The organism is Rhodohalobacter sp. (assembly GCF_034521535.1).
In the GTDB taxonomy this organism is placed as follows: domain Bacteria; phylum Bacteroidota; class Rhodothermia; order Balneolales; family Balneolaceae; genus Rhodohalobacter.
In genome coordinates this window covers 823,375-843,784 of record NZ_JAXHMF010000006.1, presented here as the reverse complement: position 1 = coordinate 843,784, position 20,410 = coordinate 823,375, and the positions used below count along the sequence as shown (strand labels likewise).

The 20,410-nt window shown below is 42.2% G+C and carries 19 protein-coding genes and 1 tRNA gene; 13 read left to right on the top strand and 7 right to left on the bottom strand.

Annotation, left to right across the window (positions count from 1 at the left end; genetic code table 11):
- Positions 1–160 precede the first annotated feature (160 nt).
- The 7 genes from U5K35_RS16025 (at position 161) to U5K35_RS15995 (ending at position 4,584) form a co-directional block, all read left to right on the top strand.
- Positions 161–463, top strand: coding sequence for an isoamylase early set domain-containing protein (locus U5K35_RS16025; RefSeq protein WP_322572510.1), 303 nt, complete (start codon positions 161–163; stop codon positions 461–463).
- 6 nt (positions 464–469) lie between these two features.
- On the top strand, positions 470–1,285 hold the full coding sequence (locus U5K35_RS16020) for a biotin--[acetyl-CoA-carboxylase] ligase (RefSeq protein ID WP_322572509.1): 816 nt from the start codon (positions 470–472) through the stop codon (positions 1,283–1,285).
- A complete protein-coding gene (gene tilS / locus U5K35_RS16015) occupies positions 1,233–2,582 on the top strand; it encodes a tRNA lysidine(34) synthetase TilS (protein WP_322572508.1) in 1,350 nt (449 codons plus the stop codon). The genes U5K35_RS16020 and tilS overlap by 53 nt, the downstream gene beginning before the upstream one ends.
- Positions 2,583–2,585: 3 nt before the next feature.
- Positions 2,586–3,152, top strand: a complete 567-nt coding sequence (gene hpt, locus U5K35_RS16010; protein WP_322572507.1) for a hypoxanthine phosphoribosyltransferase — start codon at positions 2,586–2,588, stop codon at positions 3,150–3,152.
- 88 nt (positions 3,153–3,240) lie between these two features.
- A tRNA-Ser gene (locus U5K35_RS16005) sits at positions 3,241–3,329 on the top strand.
- A 61-nt stretch (positions 3,330–3,390) separates the two neighbouring features.
- Positions 3,391–3,978 carry a DUF2179 domain-containing protein gene (locus tag U5K35_RS16000; RefSeq protein WP_322572506.1) on the top strand — a complete coding sequence of 196 codons (588 nt, stop codon included), beginning with the start codon at positions 3,391–3,393 and terminating at the stop codon, positions 3,976–3,978.
- A gap of 12 nt (positions 3,979–3,990) precedes the next feature.
- The gene (locus U5K35_RS15995; RefSeq protein WP_322572505.1) at positions 3,991–4,584 is read left to right on the top strand and encodes a hypothetical protein; all 594 of its coding nucleotides are present in this window, start codon (positions 3,991–3,993) and stop codon (positions 4,582–4,584) included.
- 14 nt (positions 4,585–4,598) lie between these two features.
- On the opposite strand, the gene U5K35_RS15990 is transcribed toward U5K35_RS15995, so the two are convergent.
- Positions 4,599–5,021: a secondary thiamine-phosphate synthase enzyme YjbQ gene (locus U5K35_RS15990; RefSeq protein ID WP_322572504.1), complete on the bottom strand. Its 423-nt coding sequence runs from the start codon at positions 5,019–5,021 to the stop codon at positions 4,599–4,601.
- Positions 5,022–5,024: 3 nt separating this feature from the next.
- Positions 5,025–5,801, bottom strand: coding sequence for an SDR family oxidoreductase (locus U5K35_RS15985; RefSeq protein WP_322572503.1), 777 nt, complete (start codon positions 5,799–5,801; stop codon positions 5,025–5,027).
- A 151-nt stretch (positions 5,802–5,952) separates the two neighbouring features.
- On the opposite strand from U5K35_RS15985, the gene typA reads away from it, so the two are divergent.
- The 6 genes from typA (at position 5,953) to U5K35_RS15955 (ending at position 15,556) form a co-directional block, all read left to right on the top strand.
- Positions 5,953–7,773, top strand: a complete 1,821-nt coding sequence (gene typA / locus U5K35_RS15980; protein WP_322572502.1) for a translational GTPase TypA — start codon at positions 5,953–5,955, stop codon at positions 7,771–7,773.
- Positions 7,774–7,945: 172 nt separating this feature from the next.
- The gene (locus U5K35_RS15975; RefSeq protein WP_322572501.1) at positions 7,946–9,193 is read left to right on the top strand and encodes a TolC family protein; all 1,248 of its coding nucleotides are present in this window, start codon (positions 7,946–7,948) and stop codon (positions 9,191–9,193) included.
- A 23-nt stretch (positions 9,194–9,216) separates the two neighbouring features.
- Positions 9,217–10,413, top strand: coding sequence for an efflux RND transporter periplasmic adaptor subunit (locus tag U5K35_RS15970; protein ID WP_322572500.1), 1,197 nt, complete (start codon positions 9,217–9,219; stop codon positions 10,411–10,413).
- A gap of 3 nt (positions 10,414–10,416) precedes the next feature.
- Positions 10,417–13,575, top strand: a complete 3,159-nt coding sequence (locus tag U5K35_RS15965) for a CusA/CzcA family heavy metal efflux RND transporter (RefSeq protein WP_322572499.1) — start codon at positions 10,417–10,419, stop codon at positions 13,573–13,575.
- Entirely contained in the window at positions 13,544–14,041 is a 498-nt protein-coding gene (locus U5K35_RS15960) for a hypothetical protein (protein ID WP_322572498.1), read from the top strand. The genes U5K35_RS15965 and U5K35_RS15960 overlap by 32 nt, the downstream gene beginning before the upstream one ends.
- Positions 14,042–14,077: 36 nt before the next feature.
- Positions 14,078–15,556, top strand: a complete 1,479-nt coding sequence (locus U5K35_RS15955) for a hypothetical protein (protein ID WP_322572497.1) — start codon at positions 14,078–14,080, stop codon at positions 15,554–15,556.
- A 626-nt stretch (positions 15,557–16,182) separates the two neighbouring features.
- Here U5K35_RS15955 and U5K35_RS15950 read toward each other — a convergent pair.
- Genes U5K35_RS15950 through U5K35_RS15930 form a run of 5 tightly spaced genes read right to left on the bottom strand, consistent with a single transcriptional unit; the run spans position 16,183 to position 20,394 of the window.
- Positions 16,183–16,974, bottom strand: coding sequence for a purine-nucleoside phosphorylase (locus tag U5K35_RS15950; protein ID WP_322572496.1), 792 nt, complete (start codon positions 16,972–16,974; stop codon positions 16,183–16,185).
- Positions 16,974–17,765: an MBL fold metallo-hydrolase gene (locus tag U5K35_RS15945; RefSeq protein ID WP_322572495.1), complete on the bottom strand. Its 792-nt coding sequence runs from the start codon at positions 17,763–17,765 to the stop codon at positions 16,974–16,976. The genes U5K35_RS15950 and U5K35_RS15945 overlap by 1 nt, the downstream gene beginning before the upstream one ends.
- Before the next feature lie 38 nt (positions 17,766–17,803).
- The gene (locus U5K35_RS15940) at positions 17,804–18,808 is read right to left on the bottom strand and encodes a PhoH family protein (RefSeq protein ID WP_322572494.1); all 1,005 of its coding nucleotides are present in this window, start codon (positions 18,806–18,808) and stop codon (positions 17,804–17,806) included.
- 51 nt (positions 18,809–18,859) lie between these two features.
- Entirely contained in the window at positions 18,860–19,549 is a 690-nt protein-coding gene (gene rpe, locus U5K35_RS15935) for a ribulose-phosphate 3-epimerase (protein WP_322572493.1), read from the bottom strand.
- 14 nt (positions 19,550–19,563) lie between these two features.
- Positions 19,564–20,394: a PASTA domain-containing protein gene (locus tag U5K35_RS15930; protein WP_322572492.1), complete on the bottom strand. Its 831-nt coding sequence runs from the start codon at positions 20,392–20,394 to the stop codon at positions 19,564–19,566.
- Positions 20,395–20,410: the final 16 nt, after the last annotated feature.

The following is a 20,410-nucleotide window of genomic DNA, read 5'->3' as shown; positions in this document are numbered from 1 at the left end:
AAGCGATTCCAAAATTAATTAAATTAAAATATTATTCTATTTAGGTTAATTTTTTTAATATTTAAACTAAAAAAATCTTTATAATTATTAATGTGAATCTTTATTTAAGTAAAAACATTAGTTATTATTATTCAAATCGCTTAAATAAACAGAGATAAAAATGATTAGTAAAGCTTATACACCAAAAAGAACGATTTGCAAAGTTACCTTTACCGTACCCGGGGAATGGGCAGACAAAAAAGTGAATCTTGTAGGAGATTTCAATGACTGGAATGAAACATCAGATTCCATGAAGAAAAACAAAAAGGGGAATTGGGAGCTTACATTGAGGCTTAAGCCTGAGTCCAGTTATAATTTTAGGTATTTATTGGATGGCGTGAAGTGGGAAAATGATGATGATGCAGATCATTATGTACCTAACGAATTTGGAAGTGATGACTCCGTAGTCATTACGGGTAAATAGTTTAGGATGAGTCAGGTTTTCAACAAAGAGCTATTTCAAAATAAACTATCTACGCGTTGGTTAGGAAAAGATTTTGAATATCTCAAGAAGGTTGACTCTACAAATTCGTATTTAAAAAAAATCCCGGTTGAGCAGCTAAATCACGGGATGGTTGTACTGGCCGATAATCAGGAGAAGGGTAGAGGACAGCATCAAAAAGAATGGGTTACAAAACCCGGCGAGAATCTGACATTTACCTTGGCATTGAAACCGGACCGCGCTGAAGGGTTAACGCTGCTCACTCTATCCTGTGCATTAGCGGTAGCAAACGTTCTTCAAAAGTACTCTGATAAATCATTTCTCCTGAAGTGGCCGAATGACATCTATGTTGATCGAAAAAAAATTGCAGGAGTGTTGACAGAGTGCTCTTTTTTGGGTCCAAAACCGGAAAAAGTTCTGATCGGCATTGGGGTTAATGTAAATCAGGAAGAGTTTAATGCCAATGATGTTGAACAAGCTGCTTCTCTGAATCAGATAACCGGAAAGAAATTTGAAAGAGAAGAGTTGCTTGCCAACATTTTAGTAAGGATTGAATCTCTGTATCAGAGTTGGGTAAACCGGGATACCAACGTTCATAGAGAAATAAGCAGAGCATTAATTGGTTTTGGAGATTGGATAAGATTGAGCGTTGATAATGAAGTTGTTGAGGGGAGATATAAATTTTTGGGAGTTAATGAAAAAGGTGAGTTATTAGTATTAAATGAGAAATTAGAGCTCAATACCTATTCGCATGAGCAAATTCGAATCATCACCGGTAGCGAAAGCATTTCAAAAGTCCGTTAAGAATTATCTTCCCGATTCCTCGACATTGATTACCGGAGTAAGCGGCGGTCCCGATTCCATGGCGCTCATGTACTTATTGCACCGATTTGAATTGGATACTGTTATCGTGCATTGCAACTATCAAATGAGGGGTGAGGACTCTGAAAAAGACCAGAGACTCGTAGAAAAAATGAGCGCATTCTGGGGGTTTGAGTGTGTTGCTGTTCGTTTGGAAAAAGAGTCATCTTCCAACTTTCAGGAGTGGGCTAGAGAGCGCAGATATGAAGTTTTTTTTGATTTGAAACGCGAGTTTGACGCAGATTTTGTGACAACGGCACATCATCAGGACGACCAGATCGAGACGATACTGCAACGGATTTTAAGAGGGTCGGGGATTTCTGCATGGAGGGGAATAAAACCGATGGAAAATCAGCTTTTCAGGCCTTTGATGGAAGTGAGCAAATCTGAAATCATGAAATTTGCAGAGGAGTTTAACATTCCCTACAGGATTGATAACAGCAATGAAGAGTCAACCTATGCCAGGAATTTTCTTCGGCATAATTGGTTTCCGGAACTCCAGAATTTTTTTCCGGGATGGCGCGACAATATTCTTAAACTCTCAGCGCGGGCAACTGAATTTGAACTGATGACCGATGAGGTACTGAAATCGGTAAAAACTAATAACCGGTCACTAAGCCGATCCGATTTTTTAAATCTGCCTGCCCCAATTCGCCCTCCTGTACTCTATCGGTTTTTAGAAGCCGTGGATTTTGATTTTGCAGCCAGCAGTACTTTAAAGAATATCGCCGAAAAATTAACTGAACTTCAGTCAGGTAAGGCTGTTCAGTTATCAGATAATCATCAGATTATAAGAGATAGAGATCTGTTTACCGTACAAAAACTTAAAAATGATCGTAAAGCACCCGTTGAAATCAGCTTGGACGATCTCAAGCAAATCAAAAAAATTTACGGTTTACACCTGCAGATCGAGAAATTCACTGACGATTTTACCCCCGAGACACTTTCAATGGATCTGTCAAAAATTGCTTTTCCGATTACGATTCGTCAGTGGGAAGAAGGGGATTCCATTCGTCCGCTCGGTATGGGCGGAACACAGCTTATATCCGATCATTTGACAAACCGGAAAATATCATCAGCCAGAAAATCTGAAGCTTTTGTTATAGAATCTTTTGATGGAAATATCTGTGCCGTTATATTCCCTCACCATACATCAGACGATCAACTTGGGACAATATCTGAGCAGGTCCGCTGTTCTTCTGAAACAGAAAAAGTATTAGTCATTCGCAATCAAACGTAATTCATGAATTTGTATCTGCCCGAGAAAATTAATGTTCAGGGTGAGGAGTTCAGAGTTTATCTCACTCAGGAAGAAATTCAACAGAAGATTCAACACATTGGCCAAACACTGAGCCGGAAATTTATGGATAAGAGACCCATCTTTATTGGTGTTCTCAATGGATCATACATTTTTCTGGCAGATTTGATGCGTTTTGTGAGCATTCCATGCGAGGTAGACTTTTTGAAATTAAGCAGTTATGGAGACGAAAAGGTATCTTCAGGCCAGGTTCATGATTTAAAGCAGATTGATGCTGACATCAAAGACAGGCATGTGATTATCGTTGAAGATATTGTTGATACCGGTTTATCGATGAAATATTTGGTTGATAAATTGAAGCAGCATGAGCCGGCCTCCTTGACTGTTGTAACACTATTGCACAAGGCTGAAGCAACCAAACATGAAGTGCAGATAGATTATGCCGCTTTTAAAATTCCCAATCTATTTGTTTTAGGATACGGATTGGATTTTGCACAGGAGGGAAGAAATCTTGGGCAGATCTATATTCAAATCAAAAAGGATGAGGATTAATTTAATTTATTTGTAATCGAGGTTGCAAAGGGCTCTGAAAGCTTCATATATTTGATGCTCTCAACAAATTGAGAAACAATTCGAACACGGAGAGATGGCTGAGTGGTCGAAAGCGCTCCCCTGCTAAGGGAGTAAACCCCGAAAGGGGTTTCGAGGGTTCGAATCCCTCTCTCTCCGCTCTTAAAAGGATGCTGTTCCATGGAATGGCATCCTATTTTTTTATCTAAATCAAGATTTTATGTCTCTTCTGATTTTAGAGTTTATTCCCGCCGCTTTTATCCCATTGTTTATTTTCTTTGCCCGAATACTGGATGTGAGTATCGGTACAATTCGGATCATGTTTGTTTCGAAAGGGTATAGAGGAAAAGCCACTCTTTTGGGATTTGTTGAAGTGCTCATCTGGATTATTATTGTTGCTCAGATATTCACTAATCTTGACAACTGGCTCAATTATATAGCATTTGCAGGTGGTTTTGCAACGGGTAATTATGTTGGGATGTATATCGAAGAGAAAATGAAAATGGGTATTCAGATCTACCGGATTATTGTCAATCAGGAGAATTCAGGTTTGGCTGAAGAACTTATGAGGAGAGATTTTCGGGTCACTGTTGTTCCCGGTGAGGGAAAGCATGGTCCGGTTAAGGTACTTTTTACAGTTGCAAAGCGGAAACGCTGGCAGGAACTCTCTAATGTAGTCAATGAATTGGCACCCAACGCATTTTATTCGGTTGAAGATGTAAAGAAGGTCTCGCTAATGGAGGATGAAATACAACCCACTCAGCTTGATGTATGGACAAGGATGTTGAAGCTGAAAAAAAGTATTTAATCCGGCTGATTCATGGACGATTCACGAAGAAATATACTGAAGAAGAAGAGGGAGAGAAATCAAAAGAAGCAGGAAATATTGACCTACTGCAGAGCTCATTTGATTCCCTGGATGGAGATTTATCGTTCACTAATCAATTTAAAGGCTGAGTTTCGCTTTGAATATCTGGCTGCCACGTTGGATCAACCGGCAGATCTTTTTGAAGAAACTCTGACTTCTATTCTGCCTGATAGTGAGCAAGGATTGATAGCCGGTTTAATTGACTCCCCGGTGCTTACTGTACATCAAAAAATGGAACAGATGTTTCCATCGCGTCAAAGATTGCGATATGTGCCCGGAAATGCGCCTTTAATAAAAGAGTCAGATACAGCTAAAATGGTTGAAAAAGCTTTAGAGGAACTAAGTATTCTACCTGATCAAGAGTGCATGATTTGCTATTCATTGTACACTCCTGTTATCAAAATGACCGTTAGAGAGGTACTGAAGTGTTGCTCAACACTTTTTGATCCACCTGAGAATGTTGCTGTACTTGATAAGAACTACAGCTGGATTATTTTTAGAAGTCTTGAAGACGAGTGGGTTTGGCTTAACAGGTCAGATTTATAGTTTGATTCCAAGATTTACTCACCGATTACAGTTACCACCAACTTCCTAGCCCCGCCTCTGTTCCGATGCTCACAAAGATAAATCCCCTGCCAGGTTCCAAGGTTAAACCTTCCATTTGTGACGGGAACCGATACGGAATGTCCCAGAATAGAACTCTTGATGTGAGAAGTCATATCATCCGGTCCTTCTAAAGTGTGCTCAAAGAGGGATCTGTCTTCAGGAACCATCCTGTTAAAGTGCGACTCAAAATCACGGCGTACGGATGGATCGGCATTCTCATTGATGGTCAGGCCGGCGCTGGTGTGCTGGATAAAGATGTGTGCAACTCCGGCTTTGATTTCTTTCAGCTCCGGTATCTTTTGCAGTATTTCATCCGTAATCAGGTGAAATCCTCGCGGTTTTGGTGACAGGGTAATTGATTTCTGGATTACACTCATATTCTATCCGAAAATTCCTTTGATTGATCCGCCGTCATGGCTGATGGTCTGTCCTGTAACATATCCGCTGTGAGGAGAGAGTAACCACGCAGCAAGGGATGCAAACTCTTCCGCTTTCCCCATTCTTTTTACCGGTATATTTTCGACCATTTCCTCTTTTGATTTGTCGTATGTAATCCCTCTCAGGCTACTGTTGTTTTTAATGACCCGTTCAATAGCAGGTGTTTCATGAGAGCCCGGTGCAAGCACATTGACTGTAACGCCTTTGTCTGCGATTTCCAGAGCAAGGGACTTGGCGAACCCTACTACACCTGAGCGAAACGCATTGCTGAGTACAAGTGAGGGCAGAGGTTGCTTCACAGACTGACTTTCAATAAAGAGCATCCGGCCATAGTTGTTTTTAACCAACAGAGGAGCCAGTCGCAGTGCGAGATCTATTTTCCATCGCATTACCAGTTGCCAGGATGAGTCCCAGTCAGCCATGTCCGTATTTAAAGGTGTTCCGGTGGGTGGGCCTCCGGCATTGAATACGATACCGTGAAAAGTTTTTTTCTGAACACTTTTCTCGATTTTACTCAGTGTTTCTTTATAGAGAATACTGCCTTCCACAATATCAGTTTGATCTTGGTAATGACTGTATTTTTCCCTCAATACATGACCTCTGCGAGCCACGAGAACAACATGAGCTCCCTCTCTGATTAGTTGCCGTGCAATGGCTTCGCCAAACCCGCTGCTGGCTCCGCAAACAATAAATCGCTGATTCTCTAATTTTAAATCCATAATTCTAATATTGTAATGAATGGTTAACACAGAAATAATATCGATATGTCATAATAAAAGCTTATTTTAGGAAGCTGTAAACATTTTCAATTAAATACTAAAATTTCACCTGATTCATAGAAATGGAAAAGGTGATCAGTTACAAATTTATATGACTCAGGATATCAGAAATATAGCGATTATCGCTCACGTAGATCACGGGAAAACAACACTTGTGGATCAGATGTTGCGACAGAGCGGTACATTCAGAGAGAATCAACAAGTTGACGAGAGAGTAATGGATTCCGGTGATCTCGAAAAAGAGAAGGGAATTACCATCAGTTCAAAAAACACAGCTGTTCTTTGGAAAGGCACGAAGATTAATATTGTGGATACACCGGGTCACGCCGATTTTGGGGGTGAAGTGGAACGTATCCTTAAGATGGTAAATGGTGTAATACTGCTAGTGGATGCAGCTGAAGGCCCGCTTCCTCAGACAAAATTTGTACTTCGAAAATCCCTGGCGCTTGGCTATCAGCCAATCGTACTGATTAATAAAATTGACAGACAGGATGCCCGTCCTGATGCTGTCCTGAACATGGTTTTCGATCTGTTTGTCTCATTGGACGCAAGTGATGAGCAGCTGGACTTTCCGGTACTTTATGCCGCTGCTATTGACGGATATGCTAAGACTGAGTTGGAAGATGAGAATGTGGATATGACTCCACTGTTCGATAAAATTGTAGATCACATTCCACCACCAAAGCAGATAACGGATGCTCCGTTTAAAATGCTGGTGAGCAGTGTGGACTGGAATGACTATGTTGGGCGAATTGCCATTGGCCGGGTTGAGCAGGGAACAATCAGGACCAATCAGGAAATTGTATTGATGGACCGGAAGGGAAATCAGAAAATAAAGGCAAAAGCTACCAAGCTATATACATTTAACGGTTTGAACCGCGAACCGGTTGACGAGGCACAGGCAGGAGATATTTTTGCCATGGCCGGATACGATGCCGTGGAAATTGGGGATACTCTAACTCACGTTTCGGATCCTACACCGATTGAGTACTACGATATCGATCAGCCAACCATGGCGATGTATTTCAGGGTGAATAATTCTCCGTTTGCAGGTCTGGAGGGCGATTATGTAACGTCCAATCAAATTAAGGATCGTCTGAATAAAGAGATACGAACCAATGTTTCAATCCAGGTTGAGCAGACCGATAATCCGGATATTTTCAGAATTGCCGGCCGGGGTGAGCTTCAGCTTGCGATTCTTATTGAAACAATGCGCAGAGAAGGATATGAATTTGCTGTTTCCAGACCGGAAGTGCTTTATAGAGAAATCGACGGCCAGACTCATGAGCCATTTGAGGAAGTGGTAGTGGATGTCCATGCAGACTACAGTAACAAGGTGATTGATAATCTGCAGAAAAGAAAAGGTATTATGACATCCATGGTTAAGGAGGGAGAAAATCATAGGGTAGAATTTAAAGTGCCTTCGCGCGGTTTGATCGGCTTTAGAGGCGAAATGCTTACTGAAACCCGTGGAACCGGGATTATGCACCAGCAGTTTGACTCCTATGAGCCTTACGCCGGCGATATTCCCGGACGTACTCGTGGCGCGTTAATTTCACTTGAGAAAGGAGATATAACTCCCTACGCGCTTGAAGGACTTCAGGACAGAGGCCAGTTTATTGTTGAACCCGGAGATCCGGTTTACACAGGGCAGGTGGTTGGAATTAACAACCGTGCTGATGATCTGGTTGTGAACGTTGTGAAGAAGAAAAATCTGACGAACCACCGGGCTACGCAAACGTCTGACTCAGTGAAAATTTCTCAGGCTAAAAAGATGAGCCTTGAGCAGTGCATTGAGTTTATTGATACTGATGAATTACTGGAGGTAACGCCAAAAAGCCTCAGAATTCGGAAAACCTATCTGGACCATAACGAGAGAAAACGGGCGGAGAAAACGAAAGAATTTGCCTGATTTATTAAGAGGTTTAATAGAGACAATTTCTAATTGTCTCTTCACCAATACGTTGTAGAAATCAAAAGATCTATTTTTACTTAGACTTAGTATAAATTTAGATAAATAGACCTAAAATAACGGAATAAGATATTCAATCCGTATCTTGCAGTAAAACAAGATGATTGGGCAAATGGATTATCTGCAACGTTCTGTTTTACTGCTGTGCTGTTTACTTTTCTTCACCTCGCAACTGCAAGCACAAGAGAATAACATATCGGTACGGGAAGCTCTCGAAATAGCTTTTCAAAATAATCCCGAGTTAAACCGAGCTATTGATCAGATTGAAATTGAAAAATCGTATCGAGGTGCTGCACTCGGTATCGACTCACCGGAATTGTACTACTTCAAAGAGGGAATCGATGGAGATATTTTCAGTGAACAAAGATGGGGTGTTTCGCAGTCAATCTCCTTTCCGCTTACCGGCTACTATCAGAGAAAAAAAGTCTCTGCCAATGTTGATGCCTCAAGAATGCAGTTAAGAGCTGTGGAAAATAATATCAGGGCAACTGTTAAGTTAGCCTACACCGAACTTGCCTACGCCATCAAAAAAATTGAATTGATCAAACGTGAAGTAGAACTGGCAGAGGAATTGCGGCAAACAGCAGAAGCCAGACTCGAAGCCGGAGAGTCAACCGAACTGGACCTTATACAGGCAGAAATACAGCTAACTCAATCGCAAAACGCGTTAACAGAAGCAGAAAAATTGAAGAATGATGCTCGATATGCGCTATTCAGCGTTATTGGGTTGGATCCGGATGAACAGATGTATGGAATTACCTATCCCGACACGCTCTCATATGTTCAAGTGGAAATCAATCAGGATGAAGTATTGGGTAGAATTAATCAACATCCCGAAATTCTAAGTGGCGAATTAATGGTAGAAGGATTTGAAAGAGAGGTCAAAGCAGTGAAAAGTGAATACCTGCCTTCACTAAGATTTGACTACTATCAACAAGATTTTGGCAACGGATATGATTTTAATGGATTCGAGGTGGGAGTTTCAATTCCACTTTGGTTTGGGTTGAATGAGGGGCAAAAAGTACAGCGGGCGCGAGCGGCAAGAAGCCAGGCAGAGTGGATGTTACAGGAAAAAAATCTAACAATAAAAGAGAGAGCTGAAAAGGCCTGGCACGGGTACGAAGCAAATCGCCGGAAAATAGAATCCCATCTTGAGGTCATTGAGTCAAGGTCGGCTACATTGCTTGAACTAACGCGGGAAGGCTATCGAATGGGTGAGCTTGATCTGTTGCGACTTCTTGAAGCACAGCGCACGTATTTAGAGGGGCAGCAAATGTTTTATCAAACCCTAAAGAATTACTATGTGCAGCTCATTGAGCTTGAGCGTTATCTCCCAAATGAAATTGTTTTTACAGATTGATAAATAAATCAGATTGAGGTCTTATGTATCGTACATCACCACTTCTACTATTTTTGTTGGCATCAATTTTTTTCTCTTGTTCTGAATCTCCAGATCAAACATCCATTGATGAGGTATCAACGCCCCCTTCAGTTCAGGGTACGCAAGAAGCAGAAACCCGATATGTGACGTTGAGCGAAAAGCAATCATCCGATCTTTCGATTGAAACAGTTATCGTTGAAAGAAAAAACACGGAGTTCCCGGTCATTGTATCAGGTACGGTTGCTGCAGCACCTGAACATGTGGCCTTAATCAGTACACCTGTCAGTGGAAGAATAACGAAGATTTATGCCCATGAAGGCGAGGAAGTTAAAAAAGGCGACCCATTGCTGGAGATGGAGAGCCTGGAATATGCAGAACTGGCTGCAAATTTTGTGGAAGCACGGGCTGAAAAAACCTACCTGGAACAGCAAGTTAATCGCCTTTCGTCACTTGTGGAGAAAAAAATTAGTCCCCAAAGTTCGCTCGACCGCGCGCAGGCCGATCTGAGCAGGGCCGATGCAAGAATAAGAGCATCAAGAGCGAGATTACAGGCTATAGGTATTGACAATGAAACCATAAACAGCTGGAATGGCGATTCAGAAGAGGAGAAAGCTGTGCTTACAATGTATGCGACCATAGATGGAAAAATTAATCATCACCTCATTGATTTGGGGCAGGCTGTAAATGGCTATGAAATGTTGATGGATCTGGTAAATAATGATCAGGTTTTAGTACGTGGATTCGTAGATCCCAATGATATTCCCTATTTACAGCCGGGAGCTAAAACAAAAGTTTCTCAAAGAGTAAACAGAGAGGGGAGTCGATCACTGGAATCAGTCATATCAACAATACAGCCGGGCCTCGATCTGGAGAACAGATCAATCGTTGTCAATTCTCATCTAATAACAGAAAATCAATGGCCTGTAATCGGGCAAAGTGTTCGTGTAGAATACACTGCTATTACGCCCGATGAAGTGATTTCCGTGCCAATGTCGGCAGTACAATACGAAGGACAGAACGCTACAGTGTTTGTAAAACTAAGTGATTTACAATACGAAATTCGAAGAATAGAAATAGAACGCATTTTGCAGGAGTCCGCAATTTTAAGTTCCGGGCTTGAAGAAGGGGAAGAGGTTGCAGTTTCCCAGGTTTTTAGTTTAAAGGCCTTGGGTAAATTTGAAGAATTTGCGGAGGACTAAACTATGCTAAAGGGCATCATTGATTTTAGTTTAAAACAAAAATTTGTAGCACTTTCCCTGGTTGTTTTGATGGCTTTTGGCGGTATAAGAGCTTTGATGGAAATACCCATCAACTCACTTCCGGATGTAACCCCCGAGCAGGTATTGGTGATTACCAAAGCCGGAAGATATTCCCCATTTGATGTGGAGCGCCTGGTGAGTTATCCCATAGAAACTGCCATGAATGGACTGCCTGATGTGAAGGAAGTTCGATCAATTTCGCAGTTTGGATTGTCTGCTGTTACCATTGAATTTGAAGAGGGAACAGACACCTATTTTGCAAGACAGCTTGTAAGTCAAAGGGTTCAAAGTATCGCTGATGAACTGCCGGAGGGAGTTGATACACCGCAATTGGGGCCTATCTCAACTGCCATGGGGGAAATTGTCCAATACGTGGTTAAAGGAGATGGCTATTCACTAACGGAGCTCAGAACCATACAGGACTGGATTGTTGCTCCCCAGCTTAAAACCGTTCAGGGAGTGACGGAAATCAACTCGTTTGGCGGATTTGTAAAACAGTATGCTGTACAGATTCAGCCCGGCAAACTCCGAACTTTCGGGGTAGGGTTGAACGAAGTAGTAGAGGCCATATCAAATAATAATAGCGTTTCCGGCGGTAACTTTCTTGAGCATAACCGGGAGCAGTATATAATTCGCGGGTTCGGCCAGATTGCACGCTCTGAGGATATTGAAAATATTGTTGTTGCCAATACAGGAGACAGGCCTGTTTATATTCGGGATCTTGCGAGTGTAACGCTGGGAAGGCAGCTTAGGCAAGGGGCAGTAACTCAGGACGGCAATGGTGAGGTAGTTACCGGTATTGTAATGATGTTGAAAGGCGGAAACGGACGGGAAGTTATTCAGGATATTGATGAACGTATTGAGGACGTAAACAAAAGCCTTCCGGATGGGGTACGTATTGAAAAATTTTACGATCAGGCTGACCTTGTGAACCGAACTACAAGTACAATTACAGTAAATTTAGTAGAAGGTGGTTTTTTTGTAATTGTGGTTCTGCTACTTCTCTTGGGTGAAATAACAGGTGCACTCATTGTAGCCTCAGTAATTCCATTATCGATGCTTTTCGCGTTCATAGGGATGAATCAAATCGGGTTGGCCGCAAACTTAATGAGTCTTGGCGCCATTGACTTTGGAATGGTCGTGGACGGCTCTGTGGTAATGGTCGAGAATGTGGTCCACCGGTTACACCAGGATGAAGATAAAAATAGAAGGATTGATGTAATCAGAAAAGCGGCGCACCAGGTAGCGCGACCAATCTTTTTCGGAGTCCTGATTATTCTGATGGTTTATGTGCCCATCATGACGTTTTCAGGGATGGAGGGTATTTTGTTCCGCCCCATGGCAATCACAGTTGCTACAGCCGTATTTGGTTCGCTGATACTTGCTCTTGTTTATGTCCCCGCGATGACTGCCATTGTGTTCAAGAGAGGTGTAAAAGTCCGAAAAAATTATATCATAAATTGGTTAAAACCACGATATCAGACTTTCTTGGAGAAAAGCCTAGATCACAAAGGAATTACTGTTAGTGTAGCCGGTATCGTTTTTATTATTTCTTTGGTGATGCTTCCATTCTTAGGTACAGAATTTTTACCTGAGCTTGATGAGGGATCTATTCTTGTTGAACAAATACGGATGCCATCGGTAACTCTTGATGAATCCGTTGAGAATGCAGACTGGTTTGCCGGGGAACTCATGGCAAATATTCCTGAAATTAAGACAGTTGTTCCAAAAACAGGACGGTCTGATTTGGCCAACGACTGGATGGGGGTGCATCAAACAGATGTCTGGGTTATATTAAAACCAACGGATGAATGGCGCGATGGGGTTAATAAGCAAGATATCATCGAAATGATACGGCCTTATCTGGAGACAGAACCCGGGCTTTCTTATAACTTCACCCAACCGATTGCAATGCGTGTTGATGAACTGACCAGTGGTGTAAAATCCGATATCGCAGTTAAGATATTTGGAGAAGACCTTGAAGTGCTGAATAAAGTGGGTGAGGATGTAGCCGGTATCCTTGGAGGTCTCGAGGGAACAGACAACTTTTTGCTTGAACAATCTGTTGGCCAGCCTTATCTCACTATCGAAATAGATCGTGAAGCAGTAGCATCTTACGGACTTAACGTGAACAATGTGCAGCAGGTAGTTGAAACCGGTATAGGAGGATCTGTAATAAGCGAAGTTTTTGAGGGGCAGAGGCGTTTTGATATTGTGGTACGCTATCCCGAGGAAATGAGAAACTCATTTGCTGAAATTATGGAAGTACCCGTTCAGCTTCCGGGCGGAGGATTTATTCCACTTAAGCGCGTAGCAAATATTCGAGCTGAAGAGGGCCCACGTGAAATTGCCAGGGAAAATAACTGGCGACGAGTGATTGTGGGAATCAATATCAGCGATATAGATATTGGAACATACGTATCTAACTTGCAGGCTGCTGTTGATGAAAGAGTAGATATTCCCCCGGGGTATTTCCTTCAATACGGAGGGGCATTTGAGGATCAGCAGAGAGCCATGCAGCATCTTTATGTCGTTGTTCCACTGTCGCTACTGATTATTATCGGCCTTCTTTACTTAATGTTCGGTTATATCCGTTTCGCATTTTTGATCTTTCTGAACTTGCCACTGGCGCTATCGGGAGGAATATTTATTCTTTGGATGCGCGGTTTGTATTTATCCATTTCAGCTAGTATTGGGTTTGTGGCCCTCTTTGGTGTTGCCGTTTTAAATGGTATTGTTCTTGTTTCGCACCTCAATGAACTTCGCCAATCCGGTTACAATCTGCGCGAAGCTGTTTTGGACGGAGCAGCGGACAGATTGAGACCCGTTTTAATGACTGCACTTGTGGCGAGCCTTGGATTTATTCCAATGGCTTTCAATACAGGTCCCGGATCTGAAGTTCAACGTCCATTAGCATCGGTCGTAATTGGTGGGCTAATAACAGCTACGCTGCTCACACTCCTTGTGCTGCCAACAGTCTATCACTGGATGGAAAGAAATAGAAAAGTTCCGGCAGCTGTTGATAGTGAAACATTATTTAGCAGAGAAGAAAAATCTGAAGATAACTTGGATGCTAAACCTGATCATAAAAACCCGGAATAAAAAAGGAGATATTATGGATGCAGTACATATTCATTTAGTGGCTAATCACGTACCTGTAATTTTAGCATTTTCATCGTTAATACTTTTAATTTTTTCACTGTTCAATAATAAAAAAGACTATAGAAATATCGCTTTCGCGGGTTTTTTGATAGCAGCTGTTTTTACATTTATTTCATTTGAATCAGGAGAAAATGCAGAAGATGTGGTTGAAAACTTAGCAGGCGTGACTCATGATGCAATTGAAAATCATGAACACGCAGCTGAAACGGCACGTTGGTTTATGCTGGTTATAGGTGTGGCGGGTATAGCGGGGCTCACATATTTCCGGGATGATAAAAAAAGAGGGTTTCGTTTATTTTTGTACACAAGCATTGTAATTGCTTTGATTGCAATTGGATATTTGGTTTATACCGGATATTTGGGTGGTTTGATTCGACACACCGAATTGGTTTCAGGTTCGCTTTAAAGGAATGCACATCTTCCAATTACTGTTGATATCCACATGAAAAATATCAACAGCTATCGCGTTTTTAAACGAAATCAAAACGAGCCCAATCCTGACGGAGACTACGTTCTCTATTGGATGCAAATCAACCGGCGTTTCCACTACAATTTCGCACTGGAGTATGCTGTTGGATGGGCCAATAAACTGGACAAACCGCTTCTTATTCTTGAGGCTTTCTCCTGCGATTATCCCTGGGCAACGGATCGCTCACATACCTTTATGATGCAGGGGATGAAAGAGCACCTGGAGTATGCTGTTGATCAGGATTTGAATTATGTCTCCTTTGTGGAAGAGGAACCCGGACAGTATGATCAACTTTTGAGAGACCTGGCTTCCAACGCGTCATTATTGGTCACTGACGAATACCCCGTCTTTATTATGCGCAAACGGAACGAGGAGTATCCAAAAAAGATGGAGATTCCATACATCACTATTGACAGCAATGGCCTGATTCCTCTCGGACTGACCGAAAAAGATCCATACAGCGCATACTTTTTCCGGAAAATTATGCAGAAGAACTTTGTTGAGGCGTATACGAATCCGCCGAAGCAGAATCCTTTGGATGATTTAGAGAACAATTCAAAAGTTGAACTGGCGGAATCAATGTTTGAAAATCTGCCCGACGCAGAAAAAGCGTTAAACGATATACCCGGCTTTATTTCAAATCTGAATATTGATCACTCCGTAAAACCTATCGATTGGCAGGGTGGGCGTTCGGCTGCATTGGGGATGATGGGTCAGTTTATAAAAAATGGCCTTAAAGTGTACGATGAAAAACGCAATGATCCCGATGAGCAGAAAACGAGTCAGCTGAGTCCCTGGCTTCATTTTGGGAAGATCTCGGAGTACGAGATTGTAAAAGCTGTTTTGGAGTATCAGCCAAAAGGGTGGGATCTGGATAATATCACTTTTAATAAGGGATCAACCGGCGGGTTCTTCAATGGAGATCCCAATGTGGACGGATTCTTGGACGAGGTGATCACCTGGCGGGAGGTAGGCTTTCATTTTGCCCACCACAGGCCCGACTACGATCAGATAGACAGTTTACCCGACTGGGTGCAGAAGACGATGGACGAGCACCGTGATGACCCGAGAGAGTGGATCTACAGTTATGATGAACTGAAAAACTCCCAAACGCATGACGAGATATGGAATGCGGCACAAACTCAGCTTCGGGAAGAGGGTATCATCCACAACTACCTGCGTATGCTTTGGGGAAAAAAGGTGATTGAGTGGACTCCGGATTATGAGACTGCGGCTCAATACCTGATTGACTTGAATAATACGTATGCTATTGACGGTCGCGATCCCAACAGCTATTCAGGTATTTTCTGGTGTCTCGGACGTTTTGATCGTGCATGGCAGGAACGACCGATTTTTGGAAAACTGCGATATATGACAAGCGAAAGCACTCGCAAAAAAGTCAAACTAAAAGAGTATCTGAATCGCTACGGAAATCAGAAAAGCTTGCTGTAATTTTAGATTATAGTTTAGTAAGTAAAGTCTGTGGCGCTTCTTGAGAAATTCTTAGCTAAAAAATCTGTAAAAATATATCTACTCATCTACTTTTCCAGGCATTGAGTTTGTAAGGTATCTCCCCTCCATACAAAGTCACGATAGGGTGCGAAAGGGAGGCGGCGGGGGCTGATATCACCCATATATTTATCGCTGTAGTGTTGTAAATGCATTGAAAGCATTATATTATAGCGTTCATTTCTGTGATGGGAAAATCAGGGCAACCTATTCACTCATACTTTTTAAAAAAGAAAAAGAACCCTCCGGCCTTGATTGGTGGAGGATTAGCATGGTTTGCATCAAAGCGCGGGAGACATCACAATATCGGCTCCCCCGGGAGCAATCGATGTTGTGTAACCGCGCGGGCAAACCAGGCCCGGAAGCAATCACCGCCCGGGAGTTTTTGATTCCTTTTGGCGGCCCAAAAGGAATAAGGGAAACAGTTTAATCTGTGGAAGTACTTTATATCATTTTGAATGATTTCAAGGTTATATGGGGAATGTCAGGGGGACGGGGGTGGGTCAGAAAGAATGAAAGCAACTCTTCGTTTCATTCAATGAATATTTTTTGGAAGATAAAGAGAGGTATTAAAGTCTATCGATAAGCTCATTCACAAGCTTGGCAAAATCCTCTTTTCGACTTTCAGCGGCGGCTTTTACTTCTGAGTGATCCAGTTTTTGCTTTAAAACACCAGCGGCCATGTTTGTAACCAATGAGATTGCTGCTGCGGGAAGATTAATTCGTGACGCTTCTATCAATTCGGGAGCTGTACTCATCCCCACAACATCCACACCCATCATACGAAAAGCTCGAATTTCTGCTTTGGATTCATAATTCGGCCCTTTAGAAAAAAGGTATGTACCACGCTGTACTTCCATTCCAATTTGCGATGCAATAGCTCTGACTTTATCGGCAATAGGTTCTAAATTATATCTAAAAGGTTGGTCCTCTATAGGCGAAATTTTTTGAAAGACTCTGAAAATATCATCAATCACCATCAAGTCGCCCACATTAAATCGTGTGTTGATAGCCCCGGCTGCATTGGATACAATCAGTTTTTTTGCATTGAAGGCTTTTGCCAGATGAACGGGTAAGACAGTAGTGGAGAGCGGATGACCCTCATAGTGATGAAATCGTCCGGAAAAAGCTATAATTCTGTGACCTTTTACAGTACCGGTAAAAAGTTCACCTGAATGGCCTACAACTGTTGTGTGTGGAAAACCGGGAATTTGATTGTAGGGAATGGAGAAAGGCTCATCGATAGTTGTTGAAAAATCTCCCAGACCGGATCCTAAAATAACGGCTGCTTCAACGTCTTCGGGAAACTCATTGTCGACTAAGTAAGACTTGATTTGGTAAATTTTATCCGGCAGTTCCATTACGATAAATTTTCAATTTTGTATCCTTTTTTCTCGTTGTAGTCTGTCAATCTAAAAATAGGATAATCAGATTCATGATACGTCATGATTGCATAATTTTCTTCGTATGCCAGCTCCTGAAGTTCATTTCTAACTTTCAAGCTCTGTTTCGGGTCGAAATCAAATTTCGCCTCAAAAGAACGATTTATGGCACTCCGGCGCCCCAAAACATCTCCGGCCATAATGTAACGATCTTCCCCATTTTCATAAAAAAGTACCCGGTGAAATTCGGTATGTCCGCCAATTTTCTTTGTACGTACGTGGCCAACCCGTTTCTCATCATCATCTAAGAAACTGAGATTTGCGTGAGAATCAATGAAGTTAAAAAAATCTTTTTCGTCATCACTTACTTTATCAAGGGATTCTCTGAGTTTTTCCCAACCATTTTTTGAAATCCAGATAGTTGCATCCGGAAAAGTAAGTTCCCAATAACCGTTTTTACGATTTGCCAATCCTCCGATATGATCGAAGTGGAGGTGGCTCGCAAAGATGTCGGTGATTTCGAAATCTTCGATGCCTTCATCTGCAAGATTTTCAAGAATTGTATCGATCGATGTATTTTCACCTAAAAGATCACCAAGACCTACATCGAAAAGAATATTTTTCTCTCCATCCTGTATTAAAAAAGGATTGACGGATAGTTTTAGGGCACCTTTATTTGGCGGATCTTCTCGATTAATTCTTCTGAAGTTTTTGTCCAAACCTACAGAAAAAGTTCCCTCGTATAGAGGTTTGACGTTAACCTTGCTCATAGTGTATAACTGCTAATTTTTTAATAAGTAGGTGAGCTCTATTTATTCTCAAATTTTTCGTACGCGTCGATAATGTCCCGTACAAGCTTATGTCGAACCACATCTTCCTGGCTTAAATAGACAAATGAAATACCGTCAATGTTTTTGAGAATATTCTGAATGGATATCAATCCCGACTCCTGCTTTTTGGGGAGGTCGGTTTGGGTGATGTCTCCGGTAATTATCGCCCGGCTGTTAAACCCGATTCTCGTCAGAAACATTTTCATTTGTGTGTTCGTAGCATTCTGTGCCTCATCCAAAATCACGAATGCGTTATTGAGAGTACGTCCTCGCATGTAGGCGAGCGGGGCAATTTCAATAGTATTTTTTGCGAGCTGAAACTCAAGTTTATCAAACTCGATCATCTCCTCAAGAGCGTCGTACAGGGGGCGGAGATAGGGATCGACTTTCTCTTTCAGATCACCGGGCAGGAAACCGAGATTTTCACCGGCTTCAACGGCAGGCCGTGCCAGAATAATTTTTTTAACTTTTCGCTCTTTCAAAGCTTTTACGGCAAGAGCAACGGATGTATAGGTTTTACCTGTACCGGCCGGACCTATGGCGAACAAAATGTCATTTTTTTCAGAGGCCTTTACGATGTTGCGCTGACCGGGAGTTTTTGCAGTGATCGCTTCTCCGGTATGCGTATGGATAATTATATCGCCTTTATCTTGCGTGAAGGGTACTCGGGAAGATAGTGAACCGCTGTCACCTTCGGTTTTATCCGCCAGGGCCAACAGTGTAGAAACATCCTGTGATCTAATATTGCCCGTCTGTCTCCCAATTGAAATCATTTCACCCATTATCTCCTCAATAGCACTGACTTCATCCTGTGGGCCTAAAATTTTGATTCGGTTTCCCCTGGCTGTAATCTTGGTGGAAGGAAAAGCTCGGTCAAGTTGATTCAGATGCTCATCACTAAATCCTAAGATTACGACCGGGTCGAGATCTCTGATGAAAATCGTTTTTTCAATGAGTTGTTGGGAAGTTTCGATAGAAGTCAATATTTAGAGTTAGGTATTTGGTTTATAATAATGTTTCTATGTGAAAATGGTTTAAACTACTTTCTCAGAACCTTTTAGAGCGAGTGAGTTTAATTCGCTGATTCGAGCGGGAATGTCATCTGCTTTGAAAACACTGCTCCCTGCCACGAGTACATCCACACCTGTTTTAACAAGTTTAGAGATGTTTTTGGTTCCAACGCCACCGTCAACTTCAATCAGAAATTCTGTATTCAGTTCACGTCGGATCTCTTTAAGCTCTTGAATTTTTTTGTAACTGGACTCTATAAACGATTGTCCGCCAAATCCCGGGTTCACACTCATGATTAATGCTAGGTCTACTTCCGGCAGAATGGGTTTCAGCAGTTCCGTACTGGTGGCAGGGTTTATGACCACGCCCGCCATGCAACCATTTTGTTTGATATTCTGAATGGTTCTGTGAAGATGCGGACAAGCTTCGTAGTGGACGGAAATAAGGTCTGAGCCTGCATCGGCAAAGTCCTCAATGTAGAGATCCGGATTTTCAATCATCAGGTGAACATCCAGAAATGAATCCGGAACAGACTCCCTTACAGCTCCCACAATTGCCGGTCCGTAACTGATATTGGGCACAAAATGGCCATCCATGATATCACAATGGAACCAGTTAATTCCTGATTCCTTACAGGTCTGAAGTTCTTCTCCAAGTTTTAAAAAATCAGCGGCCAGGATGGATGGTGCAAGTATCGGGAGATCAAAATTCATTGAGGATTCGTTTTTTAGTTGTTTTGAATTTGTGTGGTATCAGGTGGTGTCGTATTGGTGGTATCGTCTATAACAGCACCGGTTTCAGACTCTTCGCGGGCATCGAACCTCTCTGACACGACAAGCTGAATAGTTTCACCTTCAGTTAATTCCGGACCCTTTGGACTGTATGATAAAACAGTATTTGGAGTGACATCCCTTGCCGGTTCAAACCGTATCTCTCCAACTCTGAGACCTGCTCTCATAATTTGTTGTTGTGCTTCAGACAGACGTAAACCTTCAACATCAGGTACTTGTACCATTCTTGTTCCCAGTCCGTCACTCACTACCAGATTGACGGCCGTTCCCCGAGCAACCGTATCCTCCGGAGCAATGGATTGCCGTAAAATTGTATTTCTAAAACGATCCGATTCATAACTGGTTGATCCAACGGTAAGTCCATGATTTTCCAGCTGCAGCCGCGCGTTTCTGTATGAAAGGTTTACTACGTTTGGAACCACAACTTGCGGTGTAGACTCCGTGTTGACGGTTAAATAGACTTTTCGATTCGGTTTAACCAGTTGCTTGGCGGTCGGAGATTGATCAATCACATAGTTTGCCGGATATGCGGAGTGTGCTCTGCGGTCGTGTACTTCAAACCGTAGTCCGTATGAGGTCAATAAATTTTCGGCCTCTTCCAGAGACAGTTTTGTGACATCAGGCACCGTCACACCTTCGTTATAGTTGGTGTAGTTTGGCATGATAACAAAATCCATCAGAAGAGCTATGATAATGCCTGTGGTTATCAAGCCGGCTAATGAAATATAAAGTGTTTTACTTTTAAGCAGTGCGAGTAATGTTTTCATGGTGTGAAAATACGAT

Bases quoted from the DNA above. Each gene is read 5' to 3' on its own strand.
- U5K35_RS16025 (WP_322572510.1), top strand. From the start codon at position 161: ATGATTAGTAAAGCTTATACACCAAAAAGAACGATTTGCAAAGTTACC.
- U5K35_RS16020 (WP_322572509.1), top strand. From the start codon at position 470: ATGAGTCAGGTTTTCAACAAAGAGCTATTTCAAAATAAACTATCTACG.
- tilS (WP_322572508.1), top strand. From the start codon at position 1,233: ATGAGCAAATTCGAATCATCACCGGTAGCGAAAGCATTTCAAAAGTCC.
- hpt (WP_322572507.1), top strand. From the start codon at position 2,586: ATGAATTTGTATCTGCCCGAGAAAATTAATGTTCAGGGTGAGGAGTTC.
- U5K35_RS16000 (WP_322572506.1), top strand. From the start codon at position 3,391: ATGTCTCTTCTGATTTTAGAGTTTATTCCCGCCGCTTTTATCCCATTG.
- U5K35_RS15995 (WP_322572505.1), top strand. From the start codon at position 3,991: ATGGACGATTCACGAAGAAATATACTGAAGAAGAAGAGGGAGAGAAAT.
- U5K35_RS15990 (WP_322572504.1), bottom strand. From the start codon at position 5,021: ATGAGTGTAATCCAGAAATCAATTACCCTGTCACCAAAACCGCGAGGA.
- U5K35_RS15985 (WP_322572503.1), bottom strand. From the start codon at position 5,801: ATGGATTTAAAATTAGAGAATCAGCGATTTATTGTTTGCGGAGCCAGC.
- typA (WP_322572502.1), top strand. From the start codon at position 5,953: ATGACTCAGGATATCAGAAATATAGCGATTATCGCTCACGTAGATCAC.
- U5K35_RS15975 (WP_322572501.1), top strand. From the start codon at position 7,946: ATGGATTATCTGCAACGTTCTGTTTTACTGCTGTGCTGTTTACTTTTC.
- U5K35_RS15970 (WP_322572500.1), top strand. From the start codon at position 9,217: ATGTATCGTACATCACCACTTCTACTATTTTTGTTGGCATCAATTTTT.
- U5K35_RS15965 (WP_322572499.1), top strand. From the start codon at position 10,417: ATGCTAAAGGGCATCATTGATTTTAGTTTAAAACAAAAATTTGTAGCA.
- U5K35_RS15960 (WP_322572498.1), top strand. From the start codon at position 13,544: ATGCTAAACCTGATCATAAAAACCCGGAATAAAAAAGGAGATATTATG.
- U5K35_RS15955 (WP_322572497.1), top strand. From the start codon at position 14,078: ATGAAAAATATCAACAGCTATCGCGTTTTTAAACGAAATCAAAACGAG.
- U5K35_RS15950 (WP_322572496.1), bottom strand. From the start codon at position 16,974: ATGGAACTGCCGGATAAAATTTACCAAATCAAGTCTTACTTAGTCGAC.
- U5K35_RS15945 (WP_322572495.1), bottom strand. From the start codon at position 17,765: ATGAGCAAGGTTAACGTCAAACCTCTATACGAGGGAACTTTTTCTGTA.
- rpe (WP_322572493.1), bottom strand. From the start codon at position 19,549: ATGAATTTTGATCTCCCGATACTTGCACCATCCATCCTGGCCGCTGAT.
- U5K35_RS15930 (WP_322572492.1), bottom strand. From the start codon at position 20,394: ATGAAAACATTACTCGCACTGCTTAAAAGTAAAACACTTTATATTTCA.